The 19,714-nt window shown below is 67.7% G+C and carries 14 protein-coding genes and 1 tRNA gene; 13 read left to right on the top strand and 2 right to left on the bottom strand.

Features of this window, described 5'->3' with window-relative positions:
- Positions 1-142 precede the first annotated feature (142 nt).
- Entirely contained in the window at positions 143-1,369 is a 1,227-nt protein-coding gene (locus tag AB0D66_RS13815; RefSeq protein ID WP_362301490.1) for a pyridoxal phosphate-dependent aminotransferase, read from the bottom strand.
- Between the two features lie 204 nt (positions 1,370-1,573).
- On the opposite strand from AB0D66_RS13815, the gene AB0D66_RS13810 reads away from it, so the two are divergent.
- The 11 genes from AB0D66_RS13810 to AB0D66_RS13760 all read left to right on the top strand — a co-directional run bounded on the left by AB0D66_RS13810 (position 1,574) and on the right by AB0D66_RS13760 (position 15,810).
- Positions 1,574-1,646: transfer RNA gene (locus AB0D66_RS13810), tRNA-Trp, on the top strand.
- 106 nt (positions 1,647-1,752) lie between these two features.
- Positions 1,753-2,034: a preprotein translocase subunit SecE gene (gene secE, locus AB0D66_RS13805; RefSeq protein WP_030825982.1), complete on the top strand. Its 282-nt coding sequence runs from the start codon at positions 1,753-1,755 to the stop codon at positions 2,032-2,034.
- 84 nt (positions 2,035-2,118) lie between these two features.
- A complete protein-coding gene (gene nusG / locus AB0D66_RS13800) occupies positions 2,119-3,033 on the top strand; it encodes a transcription termination/antitermination protein NusG (protein WP_362301486.1) in 915 nt (304 codons plus the stop codon).
- A gap of 165 nt (positions 3,034-3,198) precedes the next feature.
- Positions 3,199-3,633, top strand: a complete 435-nt coding sequence (gene rplK / locus AB0D66_RS13795; protein ID WP_069921505.1) for a 50S ribosomal protein L11 — start codon at positions 3,199-3,201, stop codon at positions 3,631-3,633.
- 88 nt (positions 3,634-3,721) lie between these two features.
- On the top strand, positions 3,722-4,450 hold the full coding sequence (gene rplA / locus AB0D66_RS13790) for a 50S ribosomal protein L1 (RefSeq protein WP_327383773.1): 729 nt from the start codon (positions 3,722-3,724) through the stop codon (positions 4,448-4,450).
- 157 nt (positions 4,451-4,607) lie between these two features.
- Complete coding sequence (locus tag AB0D66_RS13785; RefSeq protein ID WP_362301481.1) at positions 4,608-5,474, top strand: LppX_LprAFG lipoprotein; 867 nt, start codon at positions 4,608-4,610, stop codon at positions 5,472-5,474.
- Between the two features lie 49 nt (positions 5,475-5,523).
- Positions 5,524-6,411 carry a hypothetical protein gene (locus tag AB0D66_RS13780; protein ID WP_362301478.1) on the top strand — a complete coding sequence of 296 codons (888 nt, stop codon included), beginning with the start codon at positions 5,524-5,526 and terminating at the stop codon, positions 6,409-6,411.
- A gap of 297 nt (positions 6,412-6,708) precedes the next feature.
- On the top strand, positions 6,709-7,239 hold the full coding sequence (gene rplJ, locus AB0D66_RS13775) for a 50S ribosomal protein L10 (protein ID WP_355410197.1): 531 nt from the start codon (positions 6,709-6,711) through the stop codon (positions 7,237-7,239).
- A gap of 110 nt (positions 7,240-7,349) precedes the next feature.
- Positions 7,350-7,733 (top strand): 50S ribosomal protein L7/L12, encoded by a 384-nt coding sequence (rplL, locus tag AB0D66_RS13770; protein ID WP_362301474.1) that lies wholly within the window; start codon positions 7,350-7,352, stop codon positions 7,731-7,733.
- A 597-nt stretch (positions 7,734-8,330) separates the two neighbouring features.
- Positions 8,331-11,813 (top strand): DNA-directed RNA polymerase subunit beta, encoded by a 3,483-nt coding sequence (gene rpoB, locus AB0D66_RS13765; protein ID WP_362301471.1) that lies wholly within the window; start codon positions 8,331-8,333, stop codon positions 11,811-11,813.
- A 97-nt stretch (positions 11,814-11,910) separates the two neighbouring features.
- A complete protein-coding gene (locus AB0D66_RS13760; RefSeq protein ID WP_362301468.1) occupies positions 11,911-15,810 on the top strand; it encodes a DNA-directed RNA polymerase subunit beta' in 3,900 nt (1,299 codons plus the stop codon).
- Positions 15,811-15,921: 111 nt separating this feature from the next.
- Here the strand turns inward: AB0D66_RS13760 and AB0D66_RS13755 are convergent, their stop codons facing one another.
- Positions 15,922-18,402, bottom strand: coding sequence for a YfhO family protein (locus AB0D66_RS13755; protein ID WP_362301465.1), 2,481 nt, complete (start codon positions 18,400-18,402; stop codon positions 15,922-15,924).
- A gap of 464 nt (positions 18,403-18,866) precedes the next feature.
- On the opposite strand from AB0D66_RS13755, the gene rpsL reads away from it, so the two are divergent.
- Positions 18,867-19,238, top strand: a complete 372-nt coding sequence (gene rpsL / locus AB0D66_RS13750; protein WP_007265893.1) for a 30S ribosomal protein S12 — start codon at positions 18,867-18,869, stop codon at positions 19,236-19,238.
- A 2-nt stretch (positions 19,239-19,240) separates the two neighbouring features.
- Positions 19,241-19,711, top strand: coding sequence for a 30S ribosomal protein S7 (gene rpsG / locus AB0D66_RS13745; RefSeq protein ID WP_007265894.1), 471 nt, complete (start codon positions 19,241-19,243; stop codon positions 19,709-19,711).
- Positions 19,712-19,714: the final 3 nt, after the last annotated feature.

The following is a 19,714-nucleotide window of genomic DNA, read 5'->3' as shown; positions in this document are numbered from 1 at the left end:
GGTTTTACCGATCGGGGGCTTGCCCGTACGCGTGAGCGGGGGCGCCTCGAACGCCGGCGGGGGCCGGACGCGGCCGGGCGGGAACGCCGGAGCGGCGCGACCCGGCCGGGTCGCGCCGCTCCGGACCGTGCCGCGGGCCGCTCTAGGCCTTGGCCTCGGAGAGGAGCTTCTGGACCCGGGAGATGCCCTCCACCAGGTCCTCGTCGCCCAGGGCGTAGGACAGGCGCAGGTAGCCCGGGGTGCCGAAGGCCTCGCCGGGGACGACCGCGACCTCGACCTCGTCCAGGATCAGGGCGGCGAGCTCGACGGAGGTCTGCGGGCGCTTGCCGCGGATCTCCTTGCCGAGGAGCTCCTTGACCGACGGGTACACGTAGAACGCGCCCTCGGGGGTCGGGCAGACGACGCCGTCGATCTCGTTCAGCATCCGCACGATCGTCTGGCGGCGGCGGTCGAAGGCGGTGCGCATCTCGTGGACCGCGTCCAGGTTGCCGGAGACGGCGGCCAGCGCCGCGACCTGGGCCACGTTGGAGACGTTGGAGGTGGCGTGCGACTGCAGGTTCGTCGCGGCCTTGACCACGTCCTTCGGGCCGATGATCCAGCCCACCCGCCAGCCGGTCATCGCGTACGTCTTCGCGACGCCGTTGACGACGATGCAGCGGTCGGCCAGCTCGGGGACGATCGCCGGGAGCGAGACGAACTTCGCGTCGCCGTAGACCAGGTGCTCGTAGATCTCGTCGGTCAGGACCCACAGGCCCTTCTCGGCGGCCCAGCGGCCGATCGCCTCGGCGTCGGCCTCGGTGTAGACGGCGCCCGTCGGGTTGGACGGGGAGACGAACAGGACGACCTTGGTGCGCTCGGTGCGCGCGGCCTCCAGCTGCTCGACGGAGACGCGGTAACCGGTGGTCTCGTCGGCGACGACCTCGACCGGGACCCCGCCGGCGAGACGGATGGACTCCGGGTAGGTGGTCCAGTACGGAGCCGGGACGATGACCTCGTCGCCCGGGTCCAGGATGGCCGCGAAGGCCTCGTAGATCGCCTGCTTGCCGCCGTTGGTCACCAGCACCTGCGACGCGTCGACCTCGTAGCCGGAGTCGCGCAGCGTCTTGGCGGCGATCGCGGCCTTGAGCTCGGGCAGACCGCCGGCCGGCGTGTAGCGGTGGTACTTGGGGTTGCGGCAGGCCTCGACCGCGGCCTCGACGATGTAGTCCGGGGTCGGGAAGTCGGGCTCGCCCGCGCCGAAGCCGATCACCGGGCGGCCGGCGGCCTTGAGGGCCTTGGCCTTGGCGTCCACGGCGAGGGTGGCGGACTCGGAAATGGCGCCGATACGGGCGGACACCCGGCGCTCGGAGGAAGGCGTTGCAGAGGTCATGCGAGCAATCGTCCCAGACGGCAAACGGGTGCCGCACAACGTTTCAGTCACCGGACCGCGGGACGCCGCCGGGGCAGGTCGAAGGGATCCTGTTCGACGTCAGGGCGCGGTTCACGTACACTCACCTGTCGTTGGACCTCGCCGACCGCCCAAAGCGTGAGCACTCCGTGCACTCGCTCGGATGCGGTAGGTTGGGGGACGCAAAGGGTCGTAGCTCAATTGGTAGAGCACTGGTCTCCAAAACCAGCGGTTGGGGGTTCGAGTCCCTCCGGCCCTGCTCCACACTCCTTCTCGGATGTGTGTGCGCAGGTACGTACTTCGATGCAACGCCGTGCGGCGCAACCGGGCGCGGTACGGCCACGACCCGGATTCAGGTGAGAGACGTGACGGACGCCCTGGGCTCCATCGACATGCCTGACGCCGAGGACGAGACCCGCGAGAAGAAGGCCCGCAAGGGCGGCAAGCGCGGCAAGAAGGGCCCTCTGGGCCGGCTCGCGCTGTTCTACCGCCAGATTGTCGCGGAACTCCGCAAGGTCGTATGGCCCACTCGCAACCAGCTCACGACGTACACCACCGTGGTGATTGTCTTCGTGGTCATCATGATCGGTCTGGTGACCGTGATTGACTATGGGTTCCAGGAAGCCATCAAGTTCGTCTTCGGCTGATCCCCGCGGAGGGCGGCGCCTTGATGGGTGCCGCCCGTTTTCGCATGTTCCACCACCTTTTGTATCCAGGAAGAAGCAGCCACCGTGTCTGACCCGAACCTGAACGCGAGCCACGACTCCGTCGAGTCCGTCGAGGACGAGCTCGACATCGTCGAGGCGGCAGACGCTGTGGACCCCGACGAGGCCGAGCTCGCCGACGTCGAGGCGGGCGGCGCCGCCGAAGAGGCCGCGCTGCACGTCCAGGACGAGGTCGACGCCGACGTCGAGATCGAGGACGACGCCGAGGTCGAGGCGGCTGCCGACGACGCTGACGAAGAGGGCGACGCCGAGGTCGAGGCCGAGGCCGGCGAGGAAGCCGAAGAGGCTGCCGAGGCCGAGCCCGTCGACCCGATCCAGGCCCTGCGCGACGAGCTGCGCCTCCTGCCCGGCGAGTGGTACGTGATCCACACCTACGCCGGCTACGAGAAGCGCGTGAAGGCCAACCTGGAGCAGCGCGCCGTCTCGCTGAACGTCGAGGAGTTCATCTACCAGGCCGAGGTGCCCGAGGAAGAGATCGTCCAGATCAAGAACGGCGAGCGCAAGAACGTCCGGCAGAACAAGCTGCCCGGCTACGTTCTCGTCCGCATGGATCTGACGAACGAGTCCTGGGGCGTCGTCCGCAACACGCCTGGCGTCACCGGCTTCGTCGGCAACGCGTACGACCCGTACCCGCTGACCCTGGACGAGATCGTCAAGATGCTCGCCCCGGAGGCGCAGGAGAAGGCCGCCAAGGCCGCCGCGGAAGAGGCCGGCCTGCCCGCGCCCGCCGTCAAGCGCACGATCGAGGTGCTCGACTTCGAGGTCGGCGACTCGGTCACCGTCACCGACGGTCCGTTCGCCACGCTCCAGGCGACGATCAACGAGATCAACCCGGACTCGAAGAAGGTCAAGGGCCTCGTCGAGATCTTCGGCCGCGAGACCCCGGTCGAGCTCAGCTTCGACCAGATCCAGAAGAACTGATCTTCTGCGCGAAAGCTTCCGGACAGGTCAGATCGCCCCGTAAAGGGCGGTCTGACCTGCTCGGTTTTTAGCCCCGCACCGATACCCGTTATCGTGGTGCGGTATGCCTCCATCCGGATGACCGGATCGGCGGCTGAAAACTCTCACTAGGACCCGGAGAGAGCAATGCCTCCCAAGAAGAAGAAGGTCACGGGGCTTATCAAGCTCCAGATCAAGGCCGGTGCGGCCAACCCGGCTCCGCCGGTCGGCCCCGCGCTCGGTCAGCACGGCGTCAACATCATGGAGTTCTGCAAGGCCTACAACGCCGCGACCGAGTCGCAGCGTGGCATGGTCGTGCCGGTGGAGATCACGGTCTACGAGGACCGCTCCTTCACCTTCATCACCAAGACTCCGCCGGCCGCGCGCCTCATCCTGAAGCACGCGGGCGTGGAGAAGGGCTCCGGCGAGCCCCACAAGACCAAGGTCGCCAAGCTCACGGCCGCCCAGGTCAAGGAGATCGCCGAGCTGAAGATGCCCGACCTGAACGCCAACGACATCGACGCCGCCGTGAAGATCATTTCCGGTACCGCGCGCTCGATGGGCATCACCGTCGAAGGCTGATCCAGCCCCCTCAAGTACCACCAGTGGTAGGACCAAGCGCTGGTCCGCACCACGACTCCACGCCTGAAGAAACAACACAGGAGCAGAAGTGAAGCGCAGCAAGACTCTCCGCGCTGCGGACGCCAAGGTCGACCGGGAGAAGCTGTACGCCCCGCTCGAGGCCGTCCGTCTCGCCAAGGAGACCTCCACGACCAAGTTCGACGGCACCGTCGAGATCGCCTTCCGCCTGGGTGTCGACCCGCGCAAGGCCGACCAGATGGTCCGCGGCACCGTGAACCTCCCGCACGGCACCGGCAAGACCGCCCGGGTCCTGGTCTTCGCGACCGGTGACCGTGCTGCGGCCGCGGAAGCCGCCGGCGCCGACATCGTCGGCGACGACGAGCTGATCAACGAGATCGCCAAGGGCAACCGCCTGAACGAGTTCGACGCGGTTGTCGCCACCCCGGACCTCATGGGCAAGGTCGGCCGCCTCGGCCGCGTGCTCGGTCCGCGTGGCCTGATGCCGAACCCGAAGACCGGCACCGTCACCATGGACGTCGCCAAGGCTGTCACCGAGATCAAGGGTGGCAAGATCGAGTTCCGCGTCGACAAGCACTCGAACCTGCACTTCATCATCGGCAAGGTCTCCTTCTCCGATGACAAGCTGGTCGAGAACTACGGCGCCGCTCTGGACGAGATCCTGCGTCTGAAGCCGTCCGCCGCCAAGGGCCGCTACATCAAGAAGGCCGCCCTGAGCACCACCATGGGCCCCGGCATCCAGCTGGACCCGAACCGCACCCGGAACCTCCTCGTCGAGGAAGACCCGGCTGCTGTCTGAGCCTGACGGCTCACTGAGTGGCTGAACGGGCCCCTCGCCCCCTGTACAGGGTGGCGGGGGGCCCGTTTTTCGCATGCCGTGCGAACCCTGTGCGATTACTGTCAGTCGTCCGACGTACTGTCGCTCCTGACAAGACCGTCACACCAGGGGGAAACGAATGAACGTGTACCGCAAGAAGACCGTCGGAGCCGTCCTGGCCGCCGTCCTGCTCGCAGGCGGCGCCACGGCGTGCGAGGAGGGCAAGAAGGACGCCGGCGCGGCGGCCTCGACGGCCTCGACCCCGTCCAAGGCCGCGGAGAAGCCGGCCGAGGTCGCCCCGGCCGCGTTCCTGCAGAAGACGAAGCAGAAGTCGCAGGACATCACCTCCCTGCGCTACAGCATGGTCGGCGAAGCCGCGGGGGAGAAGATCTCCGGTGAGGTCTCCATGCGCCTCAAGCCCACCACGGCCATGGCGATGTCGATGGAATCGCCGGAGAAGCCGGGGGAGAAGGTGGACATCCGCCTGATCGACGGCGTCATGTACATGGGCTCCGAGGGCAAGTACCTCAAGTTCGACATCAAGACCCTGGCCCCGGACCAGGCCAAGCAGCTGGACTCGCTCGGCTCGGCCCAGCAGGGCCAGAACCCGGCCGACACCGCCGACAGCCTGGGCACCTCCAAGGACCTCAAGAAGGTCGGCGAGGAGACCGTCGACGGCCAGAAGACCACGCACCTCAGCGGCACCGTCACGCTCGACGAGCTCCGGGCCGCCAGTGCCTCCTCCGCCCCTGAGGCGAAGGAGCGCCAGGAGAAGAACATCAAGGCGCTCGAGGCCGAGGGCATCAAGAGCATGACCATGGACATCTGGATCGACGAGGCCGACCAGGCCAAGCAGGTCCGCACCCGGGGCACCGGCAACTCCGGCCCGATGGACGTCACCATCAAGTTCCTGGACGTCAACAAGCCCGTCGAGATCGCCGCCCCGCCGGCCGACCAGGTCATCGACCTGGCCGAGATGCTGAAGGAATCGGGCGAAGGCGCCTGACCGGCGCAGCACCACCGCACCACGAGGACATGCACATGGGGGAGAACGAATGAACAAGGCTGCCTTGACCCGGGCCGGCGCCGCCGCGGTGTCGGCCGCACTGCTCGCCGGCGGCCTCACGGCCTGCGGGGGCGGCACGGCCGGCGCGGGTGACGAGAAGGCCACGGGGGCGAAGGCGCCGACGCCCGCGGAGGTGGTGAAGGCCTCGTACCTGAAGACCGTGCCGGCCAAGTTCGCCACGATGGACATGTCCATCACCGGCGGCGACGGCAAGACGGACCGGATCACCGGGACGAAGGGCTGGTACCCGGCCGCCACGGGGATCTACGACCAGCCCGAGGGCGCGGGCGACCAGATCCTGATCGGCGATGACATCTACACCCACAGCGACAAGCCGGTGAACGGCAAGTCCTGGATGAAGATGAACCTGAACAAGGACGGCAAGCCCCGCTACCGGCTCAACGACGACCCCGCCGAGTACCTCGCGCTTCTCCTGGGCCAGGAGAAGCTCGCGCTGGTCGGCACGGAGCAGCCCGACGGCGTCGAGGCCCAGCACTTCAAGGGCAGCTTCACCAACGCGGACCTGCTCAAGGCGGACGAGAGCACCAGGGTGATGGAGGAGGCGAACCGCCAGTACCTCCGCGAGGCGGTGAAGGACGTCACGAGCCTGGAAGTGGACCTGTGGATCGGCAAGGACGGCTTCCCCGTCCGCGTCGACACGGCGCGGACGATCGACAACGGGACCACGAAGGTCTCGGCGAAGTTCTCCGGCTACGGAACGGCCCTGCCGGTCGTCCCACCGCCCGCGGACCAGGTGGCCGACTTCGACGAGGTCATGAAGGGCATCGACGAGAGCCTCCAGGACAGCCGGCGGAAGCTGGACGAGGCCGACCAGACGCTCAAGGACGCCGGACTGGGCGGCCTGAAGCGCTCCTGAGGCGCTGCCCCGAGGCGATCGAGAGCCCTCCCGGGGGCTGCCCCCAGGGGCGATTTGCCTTGGGTCGACCGCTTCACGTACGCTTCCCCAGAAGCCAAAGACCGCTGGTCGTTGCCGTGCCCGCAAGGGCGCGGTGGCCGAAGGATCCGTTGACGCGGACGTCCTGCGCAGGTGTTCGTGGAGAAGCTCCCGGAGTGATTCGGTCGAGCTTACGCCCCGTGCGCTTGCGCCGGGGCGTTTCGTTTTGTTCAGCCCCTTCTGAGCGGTCCTCATCACCCGGAAGGAGGCCGACGCTCTATGGCAAGGCCCGACAAGGCTGCCGCGGTAGCCGAGCTCACGGACGCGTTCCAGAGCTCGAACGCCGCCGTGCTGACCGAGTACCGGGGTCTCACCGTCGCGCAGCTCAAGACGCTGCGTCGTTCGCTCGGTGAGAACGCCCAGTACGCCGTGGTGAAGAACACGCTGACCAAGATTGCGGCCAACCAGGCCGGGATCACCGCGCTGGACGAGCACTTCGCTGGTCCGACCGCGGTCGCCTTCATCACCGGTGACCCGGTGGAGTCGGCGAAGAGCCTGCGTGACTTCGCCAAGGACAACCCGAATCTCATCATCAAGGCGGGTGTCCTTGATGGCAAGGCGCTCTCCGCCGATGAGATCAAGAAGCTTGCGGACCTCGAGTCCCGCGAGGTTCTGCTCAGCAAGCTGGCCGGCGCGTTCAAGGGCAAGCAGTCTCAGGCTGCCTCGCTCTTCCAGGCGCTGCCGTCGAAGTTCGTCCGCACTGCGGAAGCGCTTCGCGTCAAGCTCGCCGAGCAGGGCGGTGCCGAGTAATTCGGCTCGCGCACTGATCCACGCCGCCTAGTGCGTGGGTCGTAGCGGGCCGTTACGCCCGCCTCTATATACATCCGGCACCTGCCGAATTAGTGGAAGGATCGCCCATCATGGCGAAGCTCTCTCAGGACGACCTCCTCGCCCAGTTCGAGGAGATGACCCTCATCGAGCTCTCCGAGTTCGTGAAGGCCTTCGAGGAGAAGTTCGACGTCACCGCCGCCGCGGCCGTCGCCGTTGCCGCCCCGGGTGCCCCGGGCGCCCCGGTCGAGGCCGCTGAGGAGAAGGACGAGTTCGACGTCATCCTCACCGGTGCCGGCGACAAGAAGATCCAGGTCATCAAGGTCGTGCGTGAGCTGACCTCCCTGGGTCTGAAGGAGGCCAAGGACCTCGTGGACGGCGCCCCGAAGCCGGTCCTCGAGAAGGTCGCCAAGGACGCTGCCGAGAAGGCCGCCGAGGCCCTCAAGGGCGCCGGCGCGGCTGTCGAGGTCAAGTAACACCTCTGGGGCCCTCCAGGGCCCCAACCAAGGGCGATCACCCGTAAGGGTGGTCGCCCTTTGGCGTACCGGCAGTGCCTGACTTGCCCTGGTCTCGTTGGGGAGTAGGGTGATCTTCGTTGCCTCGAAGCAGGGTCCGGAGATGATCCGCTCGGAGCAGGGGGCCTTGACGAACGGGACGCGGCGCGCAATTCTCAGTCCCGTCGCCAGCTCGAATCGGCTCGATCCCATGTGATCCGACCCGATCCGAGATCCGAGGTATGGATCGGCTACGAAGAGGGCAGTACTCATACGCGCTCTGTGTACGAGAGCCGTGGCGTTGGACCGCAGTGTTGTTGTTGTGAAGAGACGTGGGGAAGGCCTGTTGCCGGTTTCCGGAAACCTGGTCTGGACATCAGTGAGCCAAGTGGCTACACTGACCCTTTGCGCTGCCTGTTAGCTGCCCCCTGCCCGTCGCCAGGGGCATGCCCACGCTCGAGCACACTTGATTGATACGCCCTGACCTGGTCTTTTGGCCAGTTCGGGAGGGGTCTGTCTTCTGTGTCAGCTGGGACCGGTACGCGCGTAGTGAGTCCGAGCCCTCGGAAGGACCCCCTCTTGGCCGCCTCGCGCAACGCCTCGACCAATACGAACAACGGTGCCAGCACCGCCCCGCTGCGCATCTCCTTTGCAAAGATCAAGGAGCCCCTCGAGGTTCCGAACCTCCTGGCGCTGCAGACCGAGAGCTTTGACTGGCTGCTCGGCAACGCTGCCTGGAAGTCTCGCGTCGAGTCGGCGCTTGAGAGTGGACAGGACGTCCCCACCAAGTCCGGTCTGGAAGAGATCTTCGAGGAGATCTCGCCGATCGAGGACTTCTCCGGGTCGATGTCGCTGACCTTCCGCGACCACCGTTTCGAGCCGGCGAAGAACTCTGTCGACGAGTGCAAGGAGCGCGACTTCACGTACGCGGCTCCGCTGTTCGTCACGGCCGAGTTCACGAACAACGAGACCGGAGAGATCAAGTCTCAGACGGTCTTCATGGGCGACTTCCCGCTCATGACCAACAAGGGCACCTTCGTCATCAACGGCACCGAGCGTGTCGTCGTGTCGCAGCTTGTCCGCTCCCCTGGTGTCTACTTCGACTCCTCCATCGACAAGACGTCCGACAAGGACATCTTCTCCGCCAAGATCATCCCGTCCCGGGGTGCCTGGCTGGAGATGGAGGTCGACAAGCGCGACATGGTCGGTGTCCGCATCGACCGCAAGCGCAAGCAGTCCGTCACCGTCCTCCTGAAGGCTCTCGGCTGGACCACCGAGCAGATCCTCGAGGAGTTCGGCGAGTACGAGTCCATGCGCGCCACCCTGGAGAAGGACCACACCCAGGGTCAGGACGACGCGCTGCTCGACATCTACCGCAAGCTGCGCCCGGGCGAACCGCCGACCCGCGAGGCCGCTCAGACGCTGCTCGAGAACCTCTACTTCAACCCGAAGCGCTACGACCTCGCGAAGGTCGGCCGCTACAAGGTGAACAAGAAGCTCGGCGCCGACGAGCCGCTGGACGCCGGTGTGCTCACCACCGACGACATCATCGCCACCATCAAGTACCTGGTGAAGCTGCACGCCGGTGAGACCGAGACGGTCGGCGAGTCGGGCCGGGAGATCGTCGTCGAGACCGACGACATCGACCACTTCGGCAACCGTCGTATCCGCAACGTCGGCGAGCTCATCCAGAACCAGGTCCGTACGGGTCTCGCCCGTATGGAGCGCGTCGTGCGCGAGCGCATGACGACCCAGGACGTCGAGGCGATCACGCCGCAGACCCTGATCAACATCCGGCCGGTCGTCGCCTCCATCAAGGAGTTCTTCGGCACCAGCCAGCTGTCGCAGTTCATGGACCAGAACAACCCGCTGTCGGGCCTGACGCACAAGCGTCGTCTCAACGCCCTCGGCCCGGGTGGTCTGTCCCGTGAGCGGGCCGGCTTCGAGGTCCGTGACGTCCACCCGTCGCACTACGGCCGCATGTGCCCCATCGAGACCCCTGAAGGCCCGAACATCGGTCTGATCGGCTCGCTGGCCTCCTACGGCCGGATCAACCCGTTCGGTTTCATCGAGACCCCGTACCGCAAGGTCGTCGAGGGTGTCGTCACCGACGAGGTCGACTACCTCACGGCCGACGAGGAAGACCGCTTCGTCATCGCCCAGGCGAACGCCCGCCTGAACGACGAGATGCGCTTCACCGAGAACCGCGTGCTGGTCCGCCGTCGTGGCGGCGAGATCGACTACATCGCCGGCGACGACGTCGACTACATGGACGTCTCCCCGCGCCAGATGGTGTCCGTCGCGACCGCGATGATCCCCTTCCTCGAGCACGACGACGCCAACCGCGCCCTCATGGGCGCGAACATGATGCGCCAGGCCGTTCCGCTCATCAAGGCGGAGGCGCCGCTCGTCGGTACCGGCATGGAGTACCGCTGTGCGGTCGACGCCGGTGACTCGATCAAGGCGGAGAAGGACGGTGTCGTCCAGGAGGTCTCGGCCGACTACATCACCGTCGCCAACGACGACGGCACGTACACCACGTACCGCGTCTCCAAGTTCTCCCGCTCGAACCAGGGCACCTCGGTCAACCAGAAGGTCATCGTCAACGAGGGTGACCGGATCATCGAGGCGCAGGTCCTCGCCGACGGTCCTGCGACCGAAGAGGGCGAAATGGCCCTCGGCAAGAACCTGCTCGTGGCGTTCATGCCGTGGGAAGGCCACAACTACGAGGACGCGATCATCCTGTCGCAGCGCCTCGTGCAGGACGACGTCCTCTCCTCGATCCACATCGAGGAGCACGAGGTCGACGCCCGCGACACCAAGCTGGGCCCCGAGGAGATCACCCGGGACATCCCGAACGTCTCCGAGGAGGTCCTGGCGGACCTCGACGAGCGCGGCATCATCCGCATCGGTGCGGACGTCGTCGCCGGCGACATCCTGGTCGGCAAGGTCACGCCCAAGGGCGAGACCGAGCTGACCCCGGAGGAGCGCCTGCTCCGCGCGATCTTCGGTGAGAAGGCCCGCGAGGTGCGTGACACCTCGCTCAAGGTCCCCCACGGCGAGATCGGCAAGGTCATCGGCGTCCGCGTCTTCGACCGCGAGGAGGGCGACGAGCTTCCTCCGGGCGTGAACCAGCTGGTCCGCGTCTACGTCGCCCAGAAGCGCAAGATCACCGACGGTGACAAGCTCGCCGGCCGCCACGGCAACAAGGGTGTTATCTCGAAGATCCTTCCGATCGAGGACATGCCGTTCCTCGAGGACGGAACTCCGGTCGACATCATCCTGAACCCGCTGGGTGTCCCGTCCCGAATGAACCCGGGGCAGGTCCTGGAGATCCACCTCGGCTGGCTCGCCAGCCGCGGCTGGGACGTCTCCGGTCTGGCGGACGAGTGGGCGCAGCGCCTCCAGGCGATCGGCGCCGACCAGGTCGCTCCCGGTACCAACGTCGCCACCCCGGTGTTCGACGGTGCCCGCGAGGACGAGCTGGCCGGCCTGCTGCAGCACACCATCCCGAACCGCGACGGCGAGCGCATGGTGCTCCCGACCGGCAAGGCGCGTCTGTTCGACGGCCGCTCCGGCGAGCCGTTCCCGGACCCGATCTCGGTCGGGTACATGTACATCCTCAAGCTCCACCACCTGGTCGACGACAAGCTCCACGCGCGGTCGACCGGTCCGTACTCGATGATCACGCAGCAGCCGCTGGGTGGTAAGGCGCAGTTCGGTGGCCAGCGCTTCGGTGAGATGGAGGTGTGGGCGCTCGAGGCTTATGGCGCCGCTTACGCCCTCCAGGAGCTGCTGACCATCAAGTCCGACGACGTCACCGGCCGCGTGAAGGTCTACGAGGCCATCGTCAAGGGCGAGAACATCCCCGAGCCGGGCATTCCCGAGTCCTTCAAGGTGCTCATCAAGGAAATGCAGTCGCTCTGCCTCAACGTGGAGGTGCTGTCCTCGGACGGCATGTCCATCGAGATGCGCGACACCGACGAGGACGTCTTCCGCGCGGCGGAGGAGCTCGGTATCGACCTGTCCCGGCGCGAGCCGAGCAGCGTCGAAGAGGTCTGACGGGCCTGACGGGGGGCTCGCTCAAGAGCCCCCCGTCATCCCCGGGACCGTTCAGACCATGATTGAGACTCGACCCCGAAAGAGGGATTGACGCACAGTGCTCGACGTCAACTTCTTCGACGAGCTGCGGATCGGCCTTGCCACCGCGGACGACATCCGAACCTGGTCGCACGGCGAGGTCAAGAAGCCGGAGACCATCAACTACCGCACCCTCAAGCCCGAGAAGGACGGACTCTTCTGCGAGAAGATCTTCGGTCCGACCCGGGACTGGGAGTGCTACTGCGGCAAGTACAAGCGTGTCCGCTTCAAGGGCATCATCTGTGAACGCTGTGGCGTCGAGGTCACGCGCGCCAAGGTGCGCCGTGAGCGGATGGGCCACATCGAGCTTGCCGCTCCCGTCACCCACATCTGGTACTTCAAGGGCGTCCCGTCGCGCCTGGGCTACCTGCTGGACCTCGCGCCGAAGGACCTCGAGAAGGTCATCTACTTCGCCGCGTACATGATCACGTTCGTGGACGACGAGCGCCGCACCCGCGACCTCCCGTCGCTGGAGGCCCACGTCTCCGTCGAGCGCCAGCAGATCGAGAACCGCCGCGACGCGGACCTCGAAGGCCGTGCCAAGAAGCTCGAGACCGACCTGGCCGAGCTCGAGGCCGAGGGCGCCAAGGCCGACGTGCGCCGCAAGGTGCGCGAAGGCGCCGAGCGCGAGATGAAGCAGCTCCGTGACCGCGCCCAGCGCGAGATCGACCGCCTCGACGAGGTGTGGACCCGCTTCAAGAACCTCAAGGTCCAGGACCTCGAGGGCGACGAGCTGCTCTACCGCGAGCTGCGCGACCGCTTCGGTACGTACTTCGACGGTTCGATGGGTGCCGCGGCGCTGCAGAAGCGCCTGGAGTCCTTCGACCTCGAGGAGGAGGCCGAGCGCCTCCGCGAGATCATCCGTACCGGCAAGGGCCAGAAGAAGACCCGTGCGCTCAAGCGCCTCAAGGTCGTCTCCGCGTTCCTGCAGACCAGCAACAGCCCCAAGGGCATGGTGCTGGACTGCGTGCCGGTGATCCCGCCGGACCTGCGTCCGATGGTGCAGCTGGACGGTGGCCGCTTCGCGACCTCCGACCTGAACGACCTGTACCGCCGCGTGATCAACCGCAACAACCGTCTGAAGCGCCTTCTCGACCTCGGTGCCCCCGAGATCATCGTGAACAACGAGAAGCGCATGCTCCAGGAGGCCGTGGACGCCCTCTTCGACAACGGTCGTCGTGGTCGTCCGGTGACCGGTCCCGGCAACCGTCCCCTGAAGTCCCTCAGCGACATGCTGAAGGGCAAGCAGGGTCGATTCCGTCAGAACCTCCTCGGCAAGCGCGTGGACTACTCCGCGCGTTCCGTGATCGTCGTCGGTCCGCAGCTGAAGCTGCACCAGTGCGGCCTGCCCAAGGCCATGGCGCTGGAGCTCTTCAAGCCGTTCGTGATGAAGCGCCTGGTCGACCTGAACCACGCGCAGAACATCAAGTCGGCCAAGCGCATGGTCGAGCGCGGCCGCACGGTCGTGTACGACGTGCTCGAAGAGGTCATCGCCGAGCACCCGGTCCTGCTGAACCGTGCGCCCACGCTGCACCGCCTCGGCATCCAGGCCTTCGAGCCCCAGCTGGTCGAAGGCAAGGCCATCCAGATCCACCCGCTCGTCTGCACCGCGTTCAACGCGGACTTCGACGGCGACCAGATGGCCGTGCACCTGCCGCTCTCCGCGGAGGCGCAGGCCGAGGCCCGCATCCTGATGCTGTCCTCGAACAACATCCTGAAGCCGGCCGACGGCCGTCCGGTCACGATGCCGACCCAGGACATGGTCCTCGGTCTGTTCTTCCTGACCACCGACGGTGAGCTCCGTGACACCAAGGGCGAGGGCCGCGCGTTCGGCTCCACGGCCGAGGCGATCATGGCGTTCGACGCCGGCGAGCTCGCGCTGCAGTCGTCCGTCGACATCCGCTTCCCGGTGGGCACCATCCCGCCGCGCGGCTGGGTGCCGCCGGTCGCCGAAGAGGGCGAGCAGGAGTTCCAGCCGGGCGACAGCTTCCGTCTGCGCACCTCCCTGGGCCGCGCGCTCTTCAACGAGCTGCTGCCCGAGGACTACCCGTTCGTCGACTACTCGGTGGGCAAGAAGCAGCTCTCCGAGATCGTCAACGACCTGGCGGAGCGCTACCCCAAGGTCATCGTGGCGGCGACGCTCGACAACCTGAAGGCGGCCGGCTTCCACTGGGCGACCCGTTCGGGCGTCACCGTGGCCATCTCCGACGTCGTCGTGCCCGAGGCCAAGAAGGCCATCGTCGCGGGCTACGAGGCGATGGACGAGAAGGTCCAGAAGCAGTACGAGCGCGGTCTGATCACCAAGGACGAGCGCACGCAGGAGCTCATCGCGATCTGGACCAAGGCGACCAACGAGGTTGCCGAGGCGATGAACGCGAACTTCCCCAAGACGAACCCCATCTTCATGATGGTTGACTCGGGTGCCCGAGGAAACATGATGCAGATGCGACAGATCGCCGGTATGCGTGGTCTGGTGTCGAACGCGAAGAACGAGACCATCCCGCGTCCGATCAAGGCGTCCTTCCGTGAGGGCCTCACCGTTCTGGAGTACTTCATCTCCACGCACGGTGCCCGTAAGGGTCTGGCGGACACCGCCCTGCGTACCGCCGACTCGGGTTACCTGACCCGTCGTCTGGTGGACGTCTCGCAGGACGTGATCATCCGCGAGGAGGACTGCGGCACCGAGCGCGGCCTGAAGCTGAAGATCGCCGTCCGCGGCGAGGACGGCGTGCTGCGCAAGGCCGACGACGTCGAGACCTCGATCTACGCCCGCATGCTGGCCGAGGACGTCGTCATCGACGGCAAGGTCATCGCGCCGGCCAACGTCGACCTCGGTGACGTGCTCATCGACGCCCTGGTCGCCAACGGCGTCGAGGAGGTTAAGACCCGCTCGGTCCTGACCTGTGAGTCCGCGGTCGGCACCTGTGCCTTCTGCTACGGACGCTCGCTCGCCACCGGCAAGCTGGTCGACATCGGTGAGGCGGTCGGCATCATCGCCGCCCAGTCCATCGGTGAGCCCGGTACCCAGCTGACGATGCGTACCTTCCACACCGGTGGTGTGGCCGGTGACGACATCACGCAGGGTCTGCCGCGTGTCGTCGAGCTCTTCGAGGCCCGTACCCCGAAGGGTGTCGCCCCGATCTCCGAGGCCGCCGGCCGCGTGCGGATCGAGGAGACCGAGAAGACGAAGAAGATCGTCATCACTCCGGACGACGGCAGTGACGAGACGGCCTTCCCGATCTCGAAGCGCGCCAAGGTCATCGTGTCCGAGGGCGAGCACGTCGAGGTGGGCCAGAAGCTCACCATGGGTGCCACCAACCCGCACGACGTGCTGCGCATCCTCGGCCAGCGTGCCGTCCAGGTCCACCTGGTCGGCGAAGTCCAGAAGGTCTACAACTCGCAGGGCGTGTCGATCCACGACAAGCACATCGAGATCATCATCCGGCAGATGCTGCGCCGCGTGACGATCATCGAGTCCGGCGACGCGGAGCTCCTGCCGGGCGAGCTGGTCGAGCGGTCGAAGTTCGAGACCGAGAACCGTCGTGTGGTCACCGAGGGCGGTCACCCCGCCTCCGGCCGTCCGCAGCTGATGGGTATCACCAAGGCCTCGCTGGCGACGGAATCCTGGCTGTCGGCCGCCTCCTTCCAGGAGACGACCCGAGTCCTGACGGATGCGGCGATCAACGCCAAGTCCGACAGCCTCATCGGCCTCAAGGAGAACGTCATCATCGGTAAGCTCATCCCGGCCGGTACGGGCCTCGCCCGCTACCGCAACATCCGGGTGGAGCCCACCGAGGAGGCCAAGGCCGCGATGTACTCGGCCGTCGGCTACGACGACATCGACTACTCGCCCTTCGGCACCGGCTCCGGCCAGGCTGTCCCGCTGGAGGACTACGACTACGGCCCGTACAACGGCTAAAGGTTCGTAAGAGAAAACCCCCCGCCGCTCCGAGAGGAGCGGCGGGGGGTTTTCTCGTTTCCGCCGGGGCGGAGAGGGGGCTCGGGCGCGGCGGCCGCCGGGGCGGGGCCCTCAGGTGCGGCGGCGGCGCAGGGTGGTGGCTGTGGTGGCGGCCAGGAGGAGGAGGGCGAGGGTGCCGCCTGCCAGGCCTGGGGTGAGGCCCTTGGGGGTGAAGGTGCAGGAGAGCTTGTTCTGGCCGGGGGTGAGGGGCAGGGCGAGCAGGCCGTGGAAGTTCTGGACCGGGGCCGAGCACTGCCAGCCGGGGACGGCCGTCACCGCGAGGACCGCGGTGCCGGTGGAGCCCCGGGGGAGGGTGGCCTCGAGGGTGTGGCCGCCCGTGGTGACCCGGGTGGCGCCGGTGGCCTTCAGGTGGGCGACCTGCCGGTCCAGGGCCGCGCGGTCCAGGCAGCCGACGGGGTGCTCGCCGGCCGTGGCGCCCTGGGTGCGGGTGTCCACGGTGACCTCCACCCGGCCCGAGGCGGGCACCTGGCCGAGGGGCACGACACCCGTCACCAGGTCCTCGAGGGGCCTTTGCGTGCCGCCGGAGGCGAGGGTGCCGTAGAGGGCGGGGGAGTACCAGTAGGCCTCGGAGCCGGGGGCGCAGGTGGCAGCGTACGTCTGCTCGGTGGCGCTGCCCCCGCGGGTGACCGGGGGGACCTGGTAGACGGTGGCGCCCAGGACGTTCTCCTGGCGGGCGTAGACGCTGTCCGCCGGGTTGGGGGAGGTGTACGGGGCGCTGCGCACCGTGACCAGGGGCGGCGCCGGGAACGTGGCGGCGGTCCAGCTGTCCGGGGCGGTGCCCGGGCGGACCCGGGCGCCGATCGAGAAGATCGCGTCGAGGACCGGGTTGTCGGCGCCGAAGAAGGTCCGGCCGTCGTTCTTGTAGCCGTAGCCGAGGGGCTCCAGCGCCCGGTAGGTGGCCTCGGGGAGGTAGCTGCTGTAGTACTGCGGCCCCTCGGCGCGGAGCGCGAGGGCGTCGTTGTACGAGGTCTGCGGCCCGCCGGAGTCGGTCCGGTATGCGGGCCAGCCGTCCACGCCCCGGACGGCGGCGAAGTGCTCGCTGATCGACTTGCTGGAGGTCGCCGTCGGCTTCGCCCAGCGCTCGCGGGCCCGGCGGGCGTCCGCGTTGGCCGCGGCCACGGTGGATTCGGCGAAGACGACGCCGACCATCAGCACGGCGGCCACCGGGAGCAGGAAGCGGCGCCTCCCGCTCAGCGCGAGCAGGACCAGGGCCAGCAGGGAGACGGCCCCGCCGCCGAGCACGGCCGGCCAGGTCCAGCCGCCGAAGTCGTTCGTGTGCCGGAGCAGGAAGGTGGCGGCGACCAGCAGCGCGGCGGCCAGGGCCAGGTGCAGCGGGCGCGGCCGGTGGGCCAGGGCCAGCCAGGCCAGAACGACCACCATCCCGCTGAAGACGAAGGCCTCGCGGTACGGGTTGCCGTTCGGCACCGCCAGCCCGTGCCACACGTACTGGGTGGGCGGGAACTGGAACGAGAGGAGGACGAGCAGGGCCGCGGCCGCCCACACCAGGCGGGTCTTCTTCGCGATGGCGCTGTTGAAGAGGAAGGTGGCGGCCAGGATCAGGCCGAGCGAGGCCACGTACAGGCGCGGCCGGCCGCCCCACAGGTGGGTGGCCGGGAGCATGCCCGCCAGGAAGACCTCGATCCGGACCGGGTCGAAGGCGGCCGCCCGGGTGGGCTGCGCCGAGCCGCTGGACAGGAAGGACGGCAGGAGCAGCGGGAGCGTGAGCAGGATCCCGGTCGCGGCGGCCGTGGCGGCCCGCCACAGGGCGCGCAGGCGCTGCGCGCCGGTCATGTCGAGGGTGATCAGGCGGATGGCGAGCAGCACGCAGGCGGCCATCGTCGCCATCATCGCCGTGTAGAAGTTCCCGTACCAGGCGAGCGCGACCAGCAGGGCCGCGCCCGGCCAGCGGCGGCCCTCCAGGCACCACTCCACGGCGATGCCGAGCATCGGGAGGGCGACCAGGCCCCACAGCCACATGGGGATGTACGAGGCGTCGCTGAGGGCCCAGCCGCACAGGCCGTAGCAGGCGCCGAGGACGCCGCGCTGCCACCAGGGACCGGGGTGCAGCTTGCCGAGGTACACCGTCATCAGGGCGGCGGCGGTGCCCATCGTGATCGGGGTGACCGCGAAGACGGCGAGGTCGACGTGGGCGCGGGGGACCAGGACGGCCAGCCACGAGAAGGGGTTGCCGAGGTAGGTGTGGTAGTCGGACAGGAACTGCTGTCCGAAGCCGCCGCGCCAGGTGAAGAGCAGGTCGCCGGCGGCCTGTCCGTGGGCCAGGTCCCACAGGGCGCGGTGGAACGGCACGTACTGGTTGGCCTGGTCGTTCAAGGCCCGGCCGGTGTTGCCGAAGGGGAAGGTGCCGCGGGCGGCCCAGGCCGCGCAGAAGGCGCCCGAGGTGACGAGGAAGGCGAGCAGCGGCCCGTACAGGCGTGCCAGGCGCGGATGCCGGCGGCGGGGCGGGGAGGGGTCGTGGCCGCCGTCGGGGGGCGGGCTGTCCTGCGTCGCCGGCTCCGAGGTGACCGTCCCCAATGTCCCGCTCCCTGGTGGTCGTGCCGTTTGGGCTGAATCCTCGGAAGTTTAGTTCGCCGGGGCGGGGTGCGGCCGACGTCGGCCGCGGGCCGGCCGCTCGCGCATACGCTCGTACGGGCGCCGGCCTGGGCGTCCCTACCACGCTCCTGCCACATCCGCGAATCGGCGGGGCCGCGCGGGGGTGTCGCCCGTGCGGCGCATGGGGTGTGGGGATCCGCGGGGTCGCCCGCCCGGGCTTTTGTTTTGACCGGATGGGATGCGGTAGGTACGCTCAGACCTTGTGCCTGGGGTGTGCCTGGGCTCCCGTGCGTGTCCATCAACCGCAGGAGAGCCCGTATCGGCCACCGCGATCCATGCGTTTCCGTGCTTGCGCGGAGGTCCGCCGGATCCGACACACCCGACCGCGTGGGTCGGCAAAGTTCCAGGTTAGCTTCACTACACGGCACACAGAAACCGGAGAAGTAGTGCCTACGATCCAGCAGCTGGTCCGTAAGGGCCGGCAGGACAAGGTCGAGAAGACAAAGACCCCCGCGCTCGAGGCTTCGCCCCAGCGTCGCGGCGTCTGCACGCGTGTGTTCACGACCACCCCGAAGAAGCCGAACTCGGCGCTGCGTAAGGTCGCGCGTGTGCGTCTGACCTCTGGCATCGAGGTCACCGCTTACATTCCGGGTGAGGGACACAACCTGCAGGAGCACTCGATCGTGCTCGTGCGTGGTGGCCGTGTGAAGGACCTGCCGGGTGTTCGTTACAAGATCATCCGCGGTGCGCTTGACACCCAGGCTGTCAAGAACCGCAAGCAGGCCCGCAGCCGCTACGGCGCCAAGAAGGAGAAGTAAGAATGCCTCGTAAGGGCCCCGCCCCGAAGCGCCCGGTCATCATCGACCCGGTCTACGCATCTCCTCTGGTGACGTCGCTCATCAACAAGATCCTCCTGAACGGCAAGCGCTCCACCGCCGAGCGCATCGTCTACGGCGCCATGGAAGGCCTCCGCGAGAAGACCGGCAACGACCCGGTCATCACGCTGAAGCGCGCGCTGGAGAACGTCAAGCCGTCCCTCGAGGTCAAGTCCCGCCGTGTCGGTGGCGCGACCTACCAGGTCCCCGTCGAGGTCAAGCCGGGTCGCCAGTCGACCCTGGCCCTCCGCTGGCTCGTGGGTTACTCCCGCGCCCGTCGTGAGAAGACCATGACCGAGCGCCTCATGAACGAGCTGCTCGACGCCTCCAACGGTCTTGGCGCTGCCGTCAAGAAGCGCGAGGACACGCACAAGATGGCCGAGTCCAACAAGGCCTTCGCGCACTACCGCTGGTAGTCC

It is taken from the genome of Streptomyces sp. NPDC048270, assembly GCF_040652335.1.
Taxonomy (GTDB): domain Bacteria; phylum Actinomycetota; class Actinomycetes; order Streptomycetales; family Streptomycetaceae; genus Streptomyces.
Note: the sequence above shows the minus strand (reverse complement) of the source record. Positions and strands in the feature narration are given on the sequence as shown.

What these genes read in the sequence shown, in the direction of transcription:
- rplL (WP_362301474.1), top strand. Translation starts at nt 7,350, where the DNA reads ATGGCGAAGCTCTCTCAGGACGACCTCCTCGCCCAGTTCGAGGAGATG.
- AB0D66_RS13815 (WP_362301490.1), bottom strand. Translation starts at nt 1,369, where the DNA reads ATGACCTCTGCAACGCCTTCCTCCGAGCGCCGGGTGTCCGCCCGTATC.
- rpsG (WP_007265894.1), top strand. Translation starts at nt 19,241, where the DNA reads ATGCCTCGTAAGGGCCCCGCCCCGAAGCGCCCGGTCATCATCGACCCG.
- AB0D66_RS13785 (WP_362301481.1), top strand. Translation starts at nt 4,608, where the DNA reads ATGAACGTGTACCGCAAGAAGACCGTCGGAGCCGTCCTGGCCGCCGTC.
- AB0D66_RS13780 (WP_362301478.1), top strand. Translation starts at nt 5,524, where the DNA reads ATGAACAAGGCTGCCTTGACCCGGGCCGGCGCCGCCGCGGTGTCGGCC.
- rplK (WP_069921505.1), top strand. Translation starts at nt 3,199, where the DNA reads ATGCCTCCCAAGAAGAAGAAGGTCACGGGGCTTATCAAGCTCCAGATC.
- rplJ (WP_355410197.1), top strand. Translation starts at nt 6,709, where the DNA reads ATGGCAAGGCCCGACAAGGCTGCCGCGGTAGCCGAGCTCACGGACGCG.